Annotated in this window: 14 protein-coding genes and 2 tRNA genes; 5 read left to right on the top strand and 11 right to left on the bottom strand. The window is 67.5% G+C overall.

Annotated features, from left to right (window positions below; translation table 11 throughout):
- Window positions 1–36 precede the first annotated feature (36 nt).
- Both ABZS29_RS01355 and ABZS29_RS01350 read left to right on the top strand, forming a co-directional pair.
- Window positions 37–654, top strand: coding sequence for a PPA1309 family protein (locus ABZS29_RS01355; protein ID WP_355457441.1), 618 nt, complete (start codon window positions 37–39; stop codon window positions 652–654).
- The gene (locus ABZS29_RS01350) at window positions 651–3,629 is read left to right on the top strand and encodes a UPF0182 family protein (protein ID WP_355457439.1); all 2,979 of its coding nucleotides are present in this window, start codon (window positions 651–653) and stop codon (window positions 3,627–3,629) included. Before ABZS29_RS01355 ends, ABZS29_RS01350 begins: the two co-directional genes overlap by 4 nt.
- Window positions 3,630–3,716: 87 nt before the next feature.
- Here ABZS29_RS01350 and ABZS29_RS01345 read toward each other — a convergent pair whose 3' ends face one another.
- Window positions 3,717–4,115 (bottom strand): hypothetical protein, encoded by a 399-nt coding sequence (locus tag ABZS29_RS01345; RefSeq protein WP_355457437.1) that lies wholly within the window; start codon window positions 4,113–4,115, stop codon window positions 3,717–3,719.
- Between the two features lie 317 nt (window positions 4,116–4,432).
- Complete coding sequence (locus tag ABZS29_RS01340; RefSeq protein WP_355457435.1) at window positions 4,433–5,398, bottom strand: GNAT family N-acetyltransferase; 966 nt, start codon at window positions 5,396–5,398, stop codon at window positions 4,433–4,435.
- A gap of 106 nt (window positions 5,399–5,504) precedes the next feature.
- Here ABZS29_RS01340 and ABZS29_RS01335 point away from each other — a divergent pair.
- The 3 genes from ABZS29_RS01335 to ABZS29_RS01325 all read left to right on the top strand — a co-directional run bounded on the left by ABZS29_RS01335 (window position 5,505) and on the right by ABZS29_RS01325 (window position 7,288).
- A tRNA-Met gene (locus ABZS29_RS01335) sits at window positions 5,505–5,578 on the top strand.
- 94 nt (window positions 5,579–5,672) lie between these two features.
- Window positions 5,673–7,133 carry a PQQ-binding-like beta-propeller repeat protein gene (locus ABZS29_RS01330; protein WP_355457433.1) on the top strand — a complete coding sequence of 487 codons (1,461 nt, stop codon included), beginning with the start codon at window positions 5,673–5,675 and terminating at the stop codon, window positions 7,131–7,133.
- An 81-nt stretch (window positions 7,134–7,214) separates the two neighbouring features.
- A tRNA-Met gene (locus ABZS29_RS01325) sits at window positions 7,215–7,288 on the top strand.
- Between the two features lie 53 nt (window positions 7,289–7,341).
- On the opposite strand, the gene ABZS29_RS01320 is transcribed toward ABZS29_RS01325, so the two are convergent.
- The 9 genes from ABZS29_RS01320 to ABZS29_RS01280 form a co-directional block, all read right to left on the bottom strand.
- Entirely contained in the window at window positions 7,342–7,887 is a 546-nt protein-coding gene (locus tag ABZS29_RS01320) for a DinB family protein (RefSeq protein WP_355457431.1), read from the bottom strand.
- A gap of 15 nt (window positions 7,888–7,902) precedes the next feature.
- Window positions 7,903–8,691: an endonuclease/exonuclease/phosphatase family protein gene (locus ABZS29_RS01315; RefSeq protein WP_355457429.1), complete on the bottom strand. Its 789-nt coding sequence runs from the start codon at window positions 8,689–8,691 to the stop codon at window positions 7,903–7,905.
- 188 nt (window positions 8,692–8,879) lie between these two features.
- A complete protein-coding gene (locus ABZS29_RS01310; protein ID WP_355457428.1) occupies window positions 8,880–9,203 on the bottom strand; it encodes a putative quinol monooxygenase in 324 nt (107 codons plus the stop codon).
- A 10-nt stretch (window positions 9,204–9,213) separates the two neighbouring features.
- Window positions 9,214–10,182 (bottom strand): proline racemase family protein, encoded by a 969-nt coding sequence (locus ABZS29_RS01305; RefSeq protein ID WP_355457426.1) that lies wholly within the window; start codon window positions 10,180–10,182, stop codon window positions 9,214–9,216.
- Between the two features lie 9 nt (window positions 10,183–10,191).
- Window positions 10,192–10,368, bottom strand: a complete 177-nt coding sequence (locus ABZS29_RS01300; RefSeq protein WP_355457424.1) for a hypothetical protein — start codon at window positions 10,366–10,368, stop codon at window positions 10,192–10,194.
- A 314-nt stretch (window positions 10,369–10,682) separates the two neighbouring features.
- The gene (locus tag ABZS29_RS01295; protein ID WP_355457422.1) at window positions 10,683–11,315 is read right to left on the bottom strand and encodes a nucleoside/nucleotide kinase family protein; all 633 of its coding nucleotides are present in this window, start codon (window positions 11,313–11,315) and stop codon (window positions 10,683–10,685) included.
- A gap of 9 nt (window positions 11,316–11,324) precedes the next feature.
- On the bottom strand, window positions 11,325–11,993 hold the full coding sequence (locus ABZS29_RS01290; protein ID WP_355457421.1) for an urease accessory protein UreD: 669 nt from the start codon (window positions 11,991–11,993) through the stop codon (window positions 11,325–11,327).
- Entirely contained in the window at window positions 11,977–12,693 is a 717-nt protein-coding gene (ureG, locus tag ABZS29_RS01285) for an urease accessory protein UreG (protein ID WP_355457419.1), read from the bottom strand. The genes ABZS29_RS01290 and ureG overlap by 17 nt, the downstream gene beginning before the upstream one ends.
- A complete protein-coding gene (locus tag ABZS29_RS01280) occupies window positions 12,686–13,435 on the bottom strand; it encodes an urease accessory UreF family protein (protein ID WP_355457417.1) in 750 nt (249 codons plus the stop codon). Before ABZS29_RS01280 ends, ureG begins: the two co-directional genes overlap by 8 nt.
- Window positions 13,436–13,527 lie beyond the last annotated feature (92 nt).

Genomic DNA, 13,527 nt, shown 5'->3' with positions numbered 1-13,527 from the left:
AGAAGTTTGTGCCGGCCGAAGGAGAGATCTGGCGGTATGGAATCCGTAGGCATCCTGCCTCCTGACGCGCTCAGCCGAGCGGTGATCGAGATCGAGAAGCACGTGAGCGGCGCGGGCTGGGACCAGCCCGCGCAGTTGTTCGCGCTGGTTCCGACCGAGGACCTGCTTCGCGCCGAGCCCCAGCTGGCCGCCCAGCTCGGCGCCGACGACCTGTCCCAGCCGCTCACCCCGGTGGCCCAGGGCGAGTTACCGGGAGTGCTCGAAGATGAGCACCTGGCCGACGCGCTGGCCCGGATCGAATGGCCCGACGGCGTCAGCGGTTGCGCCCTCGCCATCGAACGGATCGTGCTGCCCGCAGGGGCGGAGGCGGGCCTGTCCGACGCCGACACCGACGCTGAGCTCGCCCGGATGGCGGGCAGCGATCCACGCCGCCACGAGGTCCGGATGGTCGCGGCCGTCCTGCGCGAGGGCGACCGCTTCGGCGCGGTCCGGCTGCGCTCCCACGACGAGGACAGCGCCGTGCTCACCGGCATCGACTTGGTCCCCACGCTGTGCGAAGTACTGTCATTGACATTCGAACCCTCGACCGGTGTGCCGCCGGGAGCGGGTCCTGGGGTCGACGGCAGCAGTGACGACGAGGAGAACCGACCATGAGTGACGGCGTCTACGACATGCCGGACGAGCCGCGCCGGCCGGGACGAAGTTCGGGGCGACGCCCACGGGCGTTGCTGCCGACCATCGCGACCCTGATCGTCCTGCTGATCCTGTTCAGTGTCTTCACCGACGTCTGGACGCAGCGCCTGTGGTACCGCTCGGTCGACCTCGGCTCGGTCTTCAGCACCGTCCTGGGCACCCGCGTGCTGCTGTTCGTCGTGGTCGGCCTGGTGATGGCCGTGGCGGTCGTCGCGAATGTCATCGTCGCCTTCCGGACCCGGCCGCGGGTGGCACTCGCACCGTCGCCGAGCCCGGGCTTCGAGCGGTACGGCGACCTGCTGCAGCAGCGCGGCAAGATCGCGATCGCCGTGGTCGGCGTGCTGATGCTGGTCTTCGGCGGCTCGGCCGCCTCGGGCGAGTGGAAGGTCTTCCTGGCCTGGCGGAACCGGACCCCGTTCGGTGTCACCGACCAGCACTTCAACAAGGACATCGCGTTCTTCGTCTTCGACTATCCGTGGCTGCGCGTCCTGCTCGGCTTCGGCTACTCGATCGTCCTGCTCTCGCTGGTCGCCGCGATCATCACCCACTACCTGTACGGCGGCTTCCGCCCGTCGGCGAAGGGGCAGAAGGCCTCGGGAGCGGCGCAGGTCCAGTTCTCGGTACTGCTGGGTCTGCTCGTCCTGCTCAAGGCCTTCAGCTACTGGCTCGACCGCTACGGCCTGACCACTGACAAGGCGCGACTGTTCACCGGTATCTCCTACACCGGCGACAACGCCGTCCTGCCCAGCAAGGAGATCCTCGCCGTCATCGCGGTGCTGTGCGCCGGCCTGTTCTTCGCGAACGTGGTCCGGAAGACCTGGCTCCTGCCCGGTGTCGGCACGGTCGTGCTGATCCTGTCGGCGATCCTCCTCGGTGCACTGTGGCCGGCCGCGCTCCAGCAGTTGCGTGTCCGCCCGAGCGAGCCCGTGAAGGAAGCGCCGTACATCGACAAGAACATCGCGGCGACCCGGCAGGCCTACGGCCTGGAGGGCACCGAGGTGATCAACTACGAGGCGAAGACGACGGCCACGCCGGCGCAGCTCAACCAGGACGCCGAGGTGTTGCCCGGTATTCGGCTGATCGACCCGAGCGTCGTCGGCCCGACCTTCGAGCAGTTGCAGCAGGTGCGTGGGTTCTACTCGTTCCCGACCGATCTGGACGTTGACCGCTACCGGATCGGCAACAAGACCGCCGACACGGTGATCGCGGTGCGCGAGGTGCAGATCGACAAGCTGCCGGCCGGCCAGCGCAACTGGAACAACGACCACACCGTCTACACCCACGGCTACGGCGTCGTCGCCGCGAACGGCAACCAGCGCGCCGCCGACGGGACACCGGTCTGGACCGAGAAGGATCTGCCGCCGACCGGACAGCTCGGCGACTACGAGCCGCGGATCTACTTCGGTGAGAAGTCGCCGGACTACTCGATCGTCGGTGGCCCGAAGGGCGGCCAGGCGGTCGAGCTGGACACGCCCGAGGGCAAGGAGGGCGGCAACCCGACGCTGAACACCTACGACGGCAAGGGCGGCGTCGCGCTCGGCAGCTTCGGCAACCGGTTGCTCTACGCCACCAAGTTCCGCGACGCGAACCTCCTGCTGTCCAGCCGGGTGAACCCGGACTCGAAGATCCTCTACGACCGCAGCCCGCGCGAGCGGGTCGAGAAGGCCGCGCCGTGGCTGACGCCGGACGGTGACCCGTACCCGGCGATCGTCGACGGACAGGTCGTCTGGATCGTCGACGGCTACACGACCTCCGCGAACTACCCGTACGCCCAGAAGGTCGCCCTGGACGACAGCACCCGGGACACCACCACGGGCCGCGGCACGATCGCGCAGCAGCCGAGCGAGGAGATCAACTACATCCGCAACTCGGTGAAGGCGGTCGTGAACGCCTACGACGGCTCGGTCGAGCTCTACGCGTGGGACGAGGGCGACCCGGTCCTGAAGACGTGGATGAAGGCCTTCCCGAACACCGTGAAGCCGCGCTCCGACATCTCGCCGGACCTGATGTCGCACCTGCGCTACCCGGAGGACATGTTCAAGGTCCAGCGCGACCTGCTGGCGAAGTACCACGTGACGGACTCGACCACCTGGTACCAGAACAGCGACCTGTGGCGTGTGCCGGCCGACCCGACCGCTGCGGTGACGGCGAACACGGACTCGTCGGTGCAAAACAACCAGCCTCCGTTCTATCTTTCGTTGCGGATGCCCGGTCAGACGGACCCCAAGTTCTCTTTGACCTCGGTCTACGTGCCGAACGCGGAGCGGGAGAACCTCACCGCGTTCATGGCGGTCGATGCCGAGGCGACCTCGAAGGACTACGGCAAGTTCCGGATCCTCCGACTACCCGGCAACGTGCAGATCCCAGGTCCGGGACAGGTCTTCACCAAGTTCCAGACCGACGACGGGATCAGATCGGCGCTGCTGCCGATCAACCAGCCGACCAGCGGCACGCGCGCACAGTTCGGCAACCTGCTCACGCTTCCGTTGGGTGGCGGTCTGCTCTACGTGCAGCCCGTCTACTCGGTGCGGACCGGTGGCGCCGGTAGCTACCCGGTGCTGCGCTACGTCCTGGTCTCCTTCGGTGATCGGGTCGCCTACGGGGCGACGTTGCAGGAGGCCTTGACCAAGGTCTTCGACACCACCGTCGACACCGGCGAGGACCCGGGGGACAAGCCGCCGACGAACCAGCCTCCCGCCAACCAGACGATCAAGCAGGCTCTGGCCGAGGCACAGGCTGCCTACGCGGCCGCCCAGACCGCCTTGAAGGCCGGCGACCTTGCTGCGTACGCGCGGGAGATCGACAAGATGAAGGCTGCGGTCGACCGAGCGGTCGCCGCCGGAGCCGGCACGGGTCCGACCACGACCCCGACCGCTGCTCCGTCGGGATCGCCCTCGAGCACGCCGACCAGCCCGCCGAGCTCGCCGACCGGCTGATCTCGGCGAACGCAGCAGCTCGCGAGGGGCGGTGACACCGGTGAACGACCGGGGTCGCCGCCCCTTCTCGTTGCCTAGAGCACCGGGTCAGGTCTGCGGACGGAAGCCGGTGGCGGTGCTGAGCAGGTCGTCCTCGGTGAACCGCGTGCGGTCGAGCGAGACCTCGGCCGCCAGCCCGGGGGAGACGAAGTAGAACACCTCGTCCTCCGCGGCGAGACCGTCGTACGGCCCGATCTTGACCGGGCGCAACTGCCAGGCGCCGGGATCCTTCTCCTCGTACTCGACCAGGAACGCCTTCAGGGCTTCGAGGTCAGTGAGCTTGTCGCCGCGCAGCGTCTTCACGGTCAGGTCGACCTTGAACGCGCCCTCCGGATCGGGCCCCGTTTCCCAGACCCGGCTGTGGAAGACGACGTCCTCCCACTCGTACTCGAAGTCGCTCGGTGTCCCGATGCCGGCGGGGAGATGCTCGATCACGAAGCCGTCCACGGTGCATGCCCTTTGCTCGATCGACGGGAAAGAGATGGCGCACGGCGCCGAGGATTCGACGGCTGCCGCGGAGGCGGCCGTCCAGACTCCCAAGGAGGCAAGAACCACCGCACTGCCCGAAACGATACGGCGCAGCGCGCTGCGGCTCGGACATGGCACGGCTCGGGAACGACGGGACGATCGCAACATGGTTGCCTCCTGGGCAGAGAGTCAGTCCTCGGCGCCGCACTTTCGCGTGGCGCCTCTTGCCCAAGAAGATGCAGTGATCGCGGTCGTGTCTGACGGCTGTTGTCGAATCTGTGGACAACTTGTTCTGATCAGTGCCCGATCAAGCGGTGCAGCCGATGGAACGTCTGCTGGAAGCCGAGCGCCGGCCAGGCCCGCGACGACAACAGATTCGTCATGCGCCAGTCGGTGACGACGGAGTCGTAGCCCTGGTCGGCAGACCAGTTCAGCACCGCTTCGCCGAGCGCCCGTCCAGCGCCGAGGCCGCGAGCCTCGGGCAGGACCGCAGCGAAGCCAAGGAAACCGCAGTTGTCCGGCCGCGACAGTCCGGTGTGGGCGCTGCTCTTCTCGATCGAGGTGCCGATCGACGACCCGATCACGATGCCGTTGCTCTCGGCCACAAAAGTCGTGTACTCCGGATCGTCGAAGTCTTCCTCCCACTCATCGAGCGACTCCTGCACTGTCGGCACCGTGCCGGAGGCGAAGACGGGAGACAAGCCCTGGTGCTGCGGAAGCGCGACATCCAGTTGGGCGAGCACCGGGATGTCGTCGCGGACGGCGCGGCGCACAGTCAATCCAGGACGCGCGGGAATCGGCGTCGCGGGGACAGGCTGGATCGCATGGGCATGCTGCGATCCGAAGGCCAGCCGGAACCACGCATCCAGTAGCGCCGCGTCGTCGGGGACCAACGTGTAGTGCGCGATTCGGCCTTCGTCGACCCACCTCGCCGCGGCGGCGCCGTACAGGTCTCTGATGTGTTCTGCCTCACGCACCGCGTGCCCGGCCGCCTCCACCCAGATATTGGGTCCCCACACCGGCGATGTCTTCGGTGCCCCGAGCAAGTAGCCGGTCACTTCGCCGCTGTCCCGCAGTACAGAGCCGGAAGTGCCTTCGGACTCCCAGACCGCGGTCAGCTCTCCGAGTGCACGCTGCGGATCTTCGTACCCGGCCGGCAACAGCGGGTGCCGCCGGCGATGCTCACGGTGCCGCTCCGCCAGCAGTGCTGCCGCAGCCGGCAGATCAGTGGCTTCGAACGGTCGGATGTCGAGTCGGGACATACCCCGGACGGTACGCCGCGCTGCTGCCTGGCGGACATGGATTTTTCGGGCCGGCCGATAACTGATTTGGTTGCCCAGCTCAGATCCACTAATGTAAACCCAGCGGCGCGGGGTGGAGCAGCTCGGTAGCTCGCTGGGCTCATAACCCAGAGGTCGCAGGTTCAAATCCTGCCCCCGCTACTACAGAAGGCCCTTTGACGAGGTAGGAACCTCAGTCAGAGGGCCTTCGTCATATCCGGCGGTAGGACTGGTCGTTACGTCGAACGGAGACCGGATGAAACGGCGAATTGTCGCCATCGTTGCCGGCGTTGCGGTGATCGCGGCCGGTGGAGTTCTGATCGTCCGGCCGTGGTGGGCCGGGCGGTGCTCGGCGAGCTTCGAAGAGGTCCCGGCCGCGGAGATGACGAAGCTCCACGCAGTGCCGCTGGACCAGGTCGATCCCAACGACTTCAGCGGGGCGACTCGGACGAGTGTCCGGGAGCTCCTGGTGGCCGCTCAGCATCCTGCGGCTCCGTTGGGGCGGGCCCGAAGCGCCGTCGTCGTACCGCATAAGGGCGGCGTCAGCGCGGCGCGCTTGATCAATTCGCACGACGGCGACGTCCGGTTCGAGATCGACGGCGGCGGCCTGATCGGGACGGAGTACTCGGGCGCGGTCGTGCAGGTCGACGGAGAGACCGGGAAAGCGGTGTGGGGACGCCGCCAGGTGGGGTACGGCGTCGGCGGTGGGAATGTGGCTGACCGGATGATGCTGATGCACATTCCCAGGGGCAAGGCGCCCCGTGTGGCGGCCGTGAACCCGACTGACGGTGAGCTGGACTGGTGCACCACCCTCGGCAAGGATCACAATACCTCGTGGCGGCCGACCTTTGACTCGGCCGCCTCCGGCGACGCCATCTTCGTCGTCCGCGAGTCCGATGCGGAGCAGGACTCCAAGGATGACAACGCCCGCGACGTGCGGTTGTCGCGTCTCGACGCCGGGTCCGGCAAGGTCAAGTGGAACAAGCCCGTCGAGAACCTCTCGCAAGCTGACTCCCTGCATGTGCTGCGGGACCAGCTGCTGCTGAGCCCGTACCGCCTGGACATGAACGTCGATAGCTGGGCGCGCATCACCGATCCGGCGTCCACGTCGAAGCCGGTGAGCGGTGCCATCGTGGCGCGTTCCGCTGCGGACGGCACGAGGAGCTGGACCTATCGCGGACCCGATCAGCGGGGATGGATCAACAATGTTCTCGGGACCGGCAAGGACGTCGCCGTCGTGATCTCCCGCCGCTCGTCGCAGCAAGGCAAGCGCTCGGTGAGCGAATCCTGGCTGACCGGCATCGATCGGACCGGCAAGGAGGTCTGGAAGCACGACTTCAAGGGTCAGTTCGACTACTTTCGCAGCGAGTCGTTCCTGGTGACCGGCGACTTGGTCATCTCCCACGAGAGCCGGGACCCCAAGACTGACCGTTCCGAGCTGGTCGCCCGCAGCCTGACGGATGGCACCGAACGCTGGCGGGCCCAGCTCACCGGAATCGGTGCACCGCTGCGACGCCGGTCGTCCGAGATCGTCGGCAACAGCCTCCTGACGACCTCCGCCGCTGCCGGGTTGATGGCCGTTGACCTCGGCTCCGGGGCCGTAACCAACCCGCTTCCAGGCGAGAAGTTCGGCCGGATCGACAGCATCGTCAGCGACGGCCGCACCGTGACCATCGATGCCAACGGCCTCTTCCTCACCTTCGACCGGGCATTCTGAGCCGCCTGCGGTGTCCTGGCCCCGGGACCCGATTTGGACGCGCACCGGCCATCGCCTAGACTTACGAACGTAAGGAAGCGGCGCGGGGTGGAGCAGCTCGGTAGCTCGCTGGGCTCATAACCCAGAGGTCGCAGGTTCAAATCCTGCCCCCGCTACTTTCGGAAGACCCGGACCAATCGGTCCGGGTCTTCTTCTTGTTCCAGGTGCTCTACGTCCTGCGGAGGTAGAGGTCGCGGAGCAGACAGATCTCGGCACCGTGGTGGATGACCTCGACATTCGTGTACAGCATCTTCTTCGCCAGCGGCGCGTCTGCGAAGGCAGGTGGATACCCCTGCGGCTCAGAGAGCCCTGCTGTGCCCAGACCTCGTACGCCGGCAATCCAGGCGACGTACTCGCGGTCGAGCTGGCTCAGCGCCTCGCGCGCGGTGCCGGCGTACGAGTAGGTCGACTCGGTGACTGGGGCGCGGCCGAGGCCGCCCGTGGACGCGAAGACGACGCTCAGGTGGGCCAGCCGCCAGGCGATGGTCGTCACAGGCTCCGGGGTGGGTGGGGGCTGTGCGTAGTCCAGGGTGAACTCGCCTGTCCCGAAGGAGACCGGTGCTGTGCTCTCGCCTCGGCGGCTGAGGGTCCAGCAGTTCGGGACGGGCTGCCAGAAGTATTCGTCGTCGGTCAGTCCGTCGAGCCGGGGCTGGAGGCGCTCCTGCCAGTGCGACTCGAGCTGATCGACCACCTCGGCACACCAGTCAACGTCCACACCGCGACAGTAGCTCTAGAGGGTGAGGCGGGCTTGTAGGCCTAGGTGGTCGGTGAGGTAGCCGGGGCCGTTTGGCATGGGTTGTTGGTCGGTGAAGGTGAGGTGGGCGGTCTCGACGGTGATCGCGGGATCGGAGAGGAGGATGAAGTCGATGCAATGGGCCGTCTTGCCGGGTCTTAGGTAAGTGGCGTGGAAGGTTGGCGGGCAGGTGGGGCCGAAGGCGTCGAGCAGGCGGGTGTCGCGGAGGAAGCTGCTGAACAGGGAGCTGTCTCGGGCGATGTTGAAGTCGCCGGAGACGAGTGCGGGTTTGTCGAGGGCTGCGAGTACTCGGCCGACGGTGGTCAGTTGCTGGTGCTGGAGTCGGTAGTAGCGGTTGGACTCGGACCAGTCGCCGTCGAAGTTGGCCAGGAGGTGGGTGTTGGCGACGGCGAGGTGAGGGAGCGTTGTGACGAGGACGCCCTTGAGCCATGCCTTCTGGCGGGACAGCCTCGGGAGTCCGACCGCGTCCGCCGTGGATGGCATCGGGAAACGCACATAGTCGGTCCGGGCGAACGCAGTACGGGAGAGAGTCAGCAGCCCGCCAGCGGGGCCAGCGGCGGACCTTCGGAAGCTTGCGAAGCGGTACGACGGCATCGCTCGTGCCAGCTGGCGGAGGTGGTAGTAGGTGAGGACCTCCTGGAAGTTCACGAGGTCCACTGCTGATGCCTCGAACACGGCACCGATCGCGGCGTACCGCTCAGCGAGCCGGGAACCGCGGAGCGGCATGCCGCGGGTGTTGAGCGAGGCGACAGTCAACTGAACCAATGGACTTCTCCGTGAGTCTCAAACGACATGACTGATCCGTCGACCGTTTGACGCCTACTGGCGCGACGCCGATGCCGAGGCCCACTCGATCCTGGTTCATGTGCTTCCGGGTAACTCGAACCTCGCGGACCACGACGCTGCCTGGTGGCGAGCCCGCCATGCGCGCATCGAGGAAGCCGCCGCCGCGGCTATTTGACGGCGAGCTCGCCCAGCTCTGACCAGTCGTTCTGGGGCACCTTGAAGTTGACGATGCGCGGGGTCTCGACGAGGTGCGGCGGGAGGTCGCGCTGGGCGGCTTTGAAGTGGTCGGAGGTGACGTGGGCGGTGGCGGCTTCGTCGTCGGCGAAGGCCTCGACCAGGACGTACTCGTTGGGGTCGTCCAGGGAACGGGACCAGTCGTACCAGAGGCAGCCGGGCTCGGCGCGGGTCGCGGCGGTGAAGTCGGCGGTGATGGACGGCCAGTTCTCGGCGTGCTCGGGCTTCACGCGGAACTTCGCGGTGATGAAGATCATGGGTCCGACGTTAGCGCAGCGTGAACCCGGTGCCGAGCGAGTCATGGGGGTCGAGAGTGAAGGTCGCGGTGCCAGTGCGGTGAGCGGTTCCCGATACCTCGCTCAGTACGCCGGTAGGCGTGTCAGCGAGGATGCGGCCGCGGAACGTCGTACCGACGATCGACTCGTGCACGAGGACAGCGCCGGGCGGCATTCGGCCGTCGGCGTGCAGGAGGGCGAGGCGGGCGGAGGTGCCGGAGCCGCAGGGGGAGCGGTCGACCTGGCCGTCGGCGAAGACGGTCACGTTGCGCTGGTGCAGCGGGCCTAGGTCGTCGTACAGGATGGTGCCGTAGAGCCCGTTCAGTCGCGGGTCAGTCGGGTGGATGGCCGTGTCGTTGAGCGCATGCTTGATCTGCCGGCCGATGGCGATCAGATCGGCGTGGCAGTCCGGTGTGACGGTTAGACCGACGGATGCCGCGGGCAGTGAGGCATAGAACGCGCCACCGAAGCTGATGTCTGCAACGACTCCCGCTACCGGCACTGAGCGAGCCAGCACGTACGACGGCACGTTCTCGAACGCCGCACCGACCACTCTGCCGCCGGCGCACGTTACTCGCGCCACCACTCGACCAGACGGTACGTCGATCACCACCTCGGTCTCGCCGTCCGGCACAGCGGGGACGAGGCCGCTCTCGACCGCCCACACACCCAGGGCGATCGTCCCGTGCCCACATGCGGTCGAATAGCCGTCCTTGTGCCAGAACAGCACGCCGAAATGCGCACCCGCGTCATCAGGCGGTACGACGAAGCACCCGTACATGTCCGCGTGCCCCCGCGGCTCGTTCACCAGCAACTGCCGTACGGCGTCGACCGCCGCGCTGGACTGCGCAGTCAGCCGCCGCTCAGCCACCGTGGAACCGTCGACCACCGGACCGCCATCCGTGACAATGCGGAACGGCTCTCCAGCGGTGTGATAGTCGACAACGCTCACAGGCTCCACATGGGCAGCCTAGGCGGCCTGGCGGGCGGCGAGCAGAGCGCAGCGGAGCTTGGCCTTGTCCGGGTAGCCGGCGGCGTGGCCGATCTCGTAGACGTCGTGGCTGCGCATGTTCACCATCGCTGCGACGTACCAGACCGGGTTCCCCTCGGCCAGCATGGTGATGATCATGGTGGTGGTGGCGTTCATCCTGACCCTCTCCTCTGGTTGCTCTTACTGATACGTCGGATCAGGAACGCCGAAATCGACATCGGCCGGTCAGGCAAAACGAAGCGCCCCGGTCGATGACCGGGGCGCTTGTCCGTGTGGGTCCCGGGGGGAGTGGGACCTCCACACGTTGGGGGGGACTTGGACAGTAACAACCCGGTGGGGTCATGTCCGAACCAGAGGACCAGCTGCCGCGGGTTTCCGGTGAGCGGTGCGATTCGTGCGCTCAACGGTGAGTTACTCCTGCAGTTGTTTTCTGACCGGTGTGCCGGTCAGAAAACTACCTACCGCTTCGATCAGCTGAGCTCTACGATCGCATCCGCGGACGCGGCGGTCGCTGCGATCAGCTGGGCGTTGCGCTCGTCGCTGCCGAAGGTGCGCTCGTGCGCCTCTTCACGGGACCGTCCGAACTGCATGTGCCGGGCTTCGAGTCGCTGGTGCCGCAGTTCCTCGGGAACCTCGACGTACCAGCACTGGTCGAGCACAGTGCGGACGGTGGTCCACGGGAGCTCGTCGAGCAGCAGGTAGTTCCCCTCGGTCAGCACGAGGCTGACGTCTGGGGCCACACCGATGCTGGCGGCGATTGAGTCCTCCAGCGAGCGGTCGAAGCGGGGCGCCCAGATGTGCTCGTTCGACGCCGTCTTCAGTCGCTGGAGCAGGGCTACGAAGCCATAGCCGTCGAACGTGTGCGGTGCGCCTTTGACGGCCGCCAGCCCCAGCTCGTCGAGCACAGACTGCGCCAGGTGGTAGCCGTCCATGGGCACCAGCGCGATGCTGTGACCAGCTGCGGTCAGTCTGGCGGTGAGCTGCTCGGCGAAGGTGGACTTGCCGGCCGCCGGCGCACCACAGATGCCGAGGATCCGCCGTTCACCACTGGTGGCGAGCTCGACCGCAACGTCGAACGCGGCCTCAGCATCAAGTGTGCGCACCCGCCGATCCTAGAGCGCCACGCTCAGGTCGCTCTCGTGCTGCTGGTGGACGATGCGGCGGGCGATGGAACCGAAGCCCTCCAGTTGCAGCGTGTGCGGCGCCTCCGGCAGACGGTGGCCCAGTGCAGTCACGGTGTCGAGACAGCGGGCCTGTCCGAGGATGGCCCAGCCGGTGCGACTATCTGGGCTCAGGTCGAGGTCCTCGGCGAGCAACAGCTCCGAGCCGAGCCACGCGCGGCTCTGCGTCCGCAACGTGCCACCGACCTCTCCGTACCGGCCGAGGACGAGTGACTCGCGGATCTCGGCCGTGCACCCCGGCTCCAGCCGTACGACGGTGGACCGCGTCACGTCGGCGTCCGCGGCGACCACGAACGGTTCGCCGTACCAGCTCAGGCTGGCGCCACCGCTCAGCTCGACCGCGACGTCCCAGCGCGCCGACCCACCACGCATCGCGTAGGCGACCGTACCGGCCGTCTCAACGATCTCTAGCCGGATCGGTCCGGACACCACCACCTCGATCCGTACCTGGTCCCCGGCCAGCAGCAACGCACCGGCCGCCACCAGGGCAACCCGTACGACGCCTGGCGGTCCCGGGAGTCGCCGCGGTGACAGGTGGTCAGTGATCAGCACGCACCGGTCGCGGACCGGGTCGGCGACGATCTCAATGCGAGTGGGCATGGGTGTGCGAGATCAGTACGCCGTTCTCGTCGACGTGAGAGTGCGGTGCCATCGGACCGGGGTCGACCGGCGTGTGGTCGCCGTTCCGCACGATCTGGGTCATCGCCAGCACCCACTCTTTCAGACTGGCGACCGAGGCCGGGTCGTGCCTCGACAACGCGAGCACCGGCTTGCCGCTGCGGGCAGCCTCGGCGTCCTTGACCATCTGCGGTACGTCGACGCCGACGTACTGGGCGAGGTCGGTTTTGTTGACCACCAGCAAATCCGCTCGGGCGATACCGGGACCGCCCTTGCGCGCGACGTCACCACCGCCGGCCACGTCCAGAACGAAGATCTGCGCGTCGACGAGCGCGGGGGAGAAGGTCGCGGTCAGGTTGTCGCCACCGGACTCGACCAGTACGACGTCCAGCGGCGCGAAGTCGCGTTCGAGATCCTCGACGGCGATCAGGTTCGGCGTGACGTCGTCGCGGATGGCGGTGTGCGGGCAGGCGCCGGTCTCGACGGCGCGGATGCGCTCCGGGTCGAGCACGCCGGCCGAGCGGAGCAGACGCGCGTCCTCGTCGGTGTAGATGTCGTTGGTGATCACGCCGAGGCGGAGTTCGTCGGCGAGCTCGCGGCAGACCATCGCGATCAGCGAACTCTTCCCGGTACCGACCGGCCCGGCGACGCCGAGGCGGAACGAACGAGTGGTCTCAGGCATGGAACAACCTCATTCTCTCGATGGCGTGCTGCTCGGCGAACTGGTCGATCAGTGGTGCGCCGCCGGCGGGAATCTTCTCGATGTCGGTCAACGGCGCGACGTCGGTGACGAGCCGCTCGATGTCGTCGTGCACCGCGGCCAGCCAGGTGACCGCGTCGGCCGGGTCGACCGGGAGGAGCTTGAGTGAGGCGGCGACCACGGTCTGGGCGTCGTCGTACGCGACCAGTCGTGCGACTTGTTCTGGCGTTAGGCCGGTCACGGCGCCGATCACGCCGATGACTACTGGTCGCGCGATCTCGCCGTCTCTTGGTAGGTGCTGCAGTACGTCGGGCCAGACGCGCTCCGCCAGTCGGAGGTAGGCGCGGCCTTGTCGTCTCGACGCGGTCCTCAGCGCGCGGCTGGGGGTGCGCGCGGCCCAGGCCGACTCGAGGTGCGCGAACCTGGGGGCCATCACAATTGCTCGCTCAGCGCGGTCTCCCGCCTGGGCGAGGTTGATTTCGTCATTTGTGATGGCCTGGCGGTCCGGGCCTGCGTAGTGGCGGGCGAGTACGGCGACTGCGGCTTCGATCCGGGTCACCGTTCGCAGGCGGTCGCGGGCGTAGGCGCCGACGTCGGCCAACTGCTTGCCGTCGGCACCCAATCCCGCGCGTACGGCGGGCTCGAGGCCCGCGGACTGCGTGTGTCCGCCGGTCGGGAGCCGGCCGTCTGCGAGCATCAGCGCAACCACCTCGGGCGAGCTCACCGGCCGACTCCTGGCATGGCGCGGCGGGCGCCGGCCAGGTCGTCGTACCGGCGGCCTCGCAAGGCCGGCAGTTCGTTAGCCGGTACTTTTTC

The sequence above is a fragment of the Kribbella sp. NPDC005582 genome, from assembly GCF_040605415.1.
Classification (GTDB): domain Bacteria; phylum Actinomycetota; class Actinomycetes; order Propionibacteriales; family Kribbellaceae; genus Kribbella.
Note: the sequence above shows the minus strand (reverse complement) of the source record. Positions and strands in the feature narration are given on the sequence as shown.

Coding starts and splice junctions, on each gene's coding strand:
- ABZS29_RS01355 (WP_355457441.1), top strand. CDS start 37: ATGGAATCCGTAGGCATCCTGCCTCCTGACGCGCTCAGCCGAGCGGTG.
- ABZS29_RS01350 (WP_355457439.1), top strand. CDS start 651: ATGAGTGACGGCGTCTACGACATGCCGGACGAGCCGCGCCGGCCGGGA.
- ABZS29_RS01340 (WP_355457435.1), bottom strand. CDS start 5,398: ATGTCCCGACTCGACATCCGACCGTTCGAAGCCACTGATCTGCCGGCT.
- ABZS29_RS01330 (WP_355457433.1), top strand. CDS start 5,673: ATGAAACGGCGAATTGTCGCCATCGTTGCCGGCGTTGCGGTGATCGCG.
- ABZS29_RS01310 (WP_355457428.1), bottom strand. CDS start 9,203: ATGATCTTCATCACCGCGAAGTTCCGCGTGAAGCCCGAGCACGCCGAG.
- ABZS29_RS01300 (WP_355457424.1), bottom strand. CDS start 10,368: ATGAACGCCACCACCACCATGATCATCACCATGCTGGCCGAGGGGAAC.
- ABZS29_RS01290 (WP_355457421.1), bottom strand. CDS start 11,993: ATGCCCACTCGCATTGAGATCGTCGCCGACCCGGTCCGCGACCGGTGC.
- ureG (WP_355457419.1), bottom strand. CDS start 12,693: ATGCCTGAGACCACTCGTTCGTTCCGCCTCGGCGTCGCCGGGCCGGTC.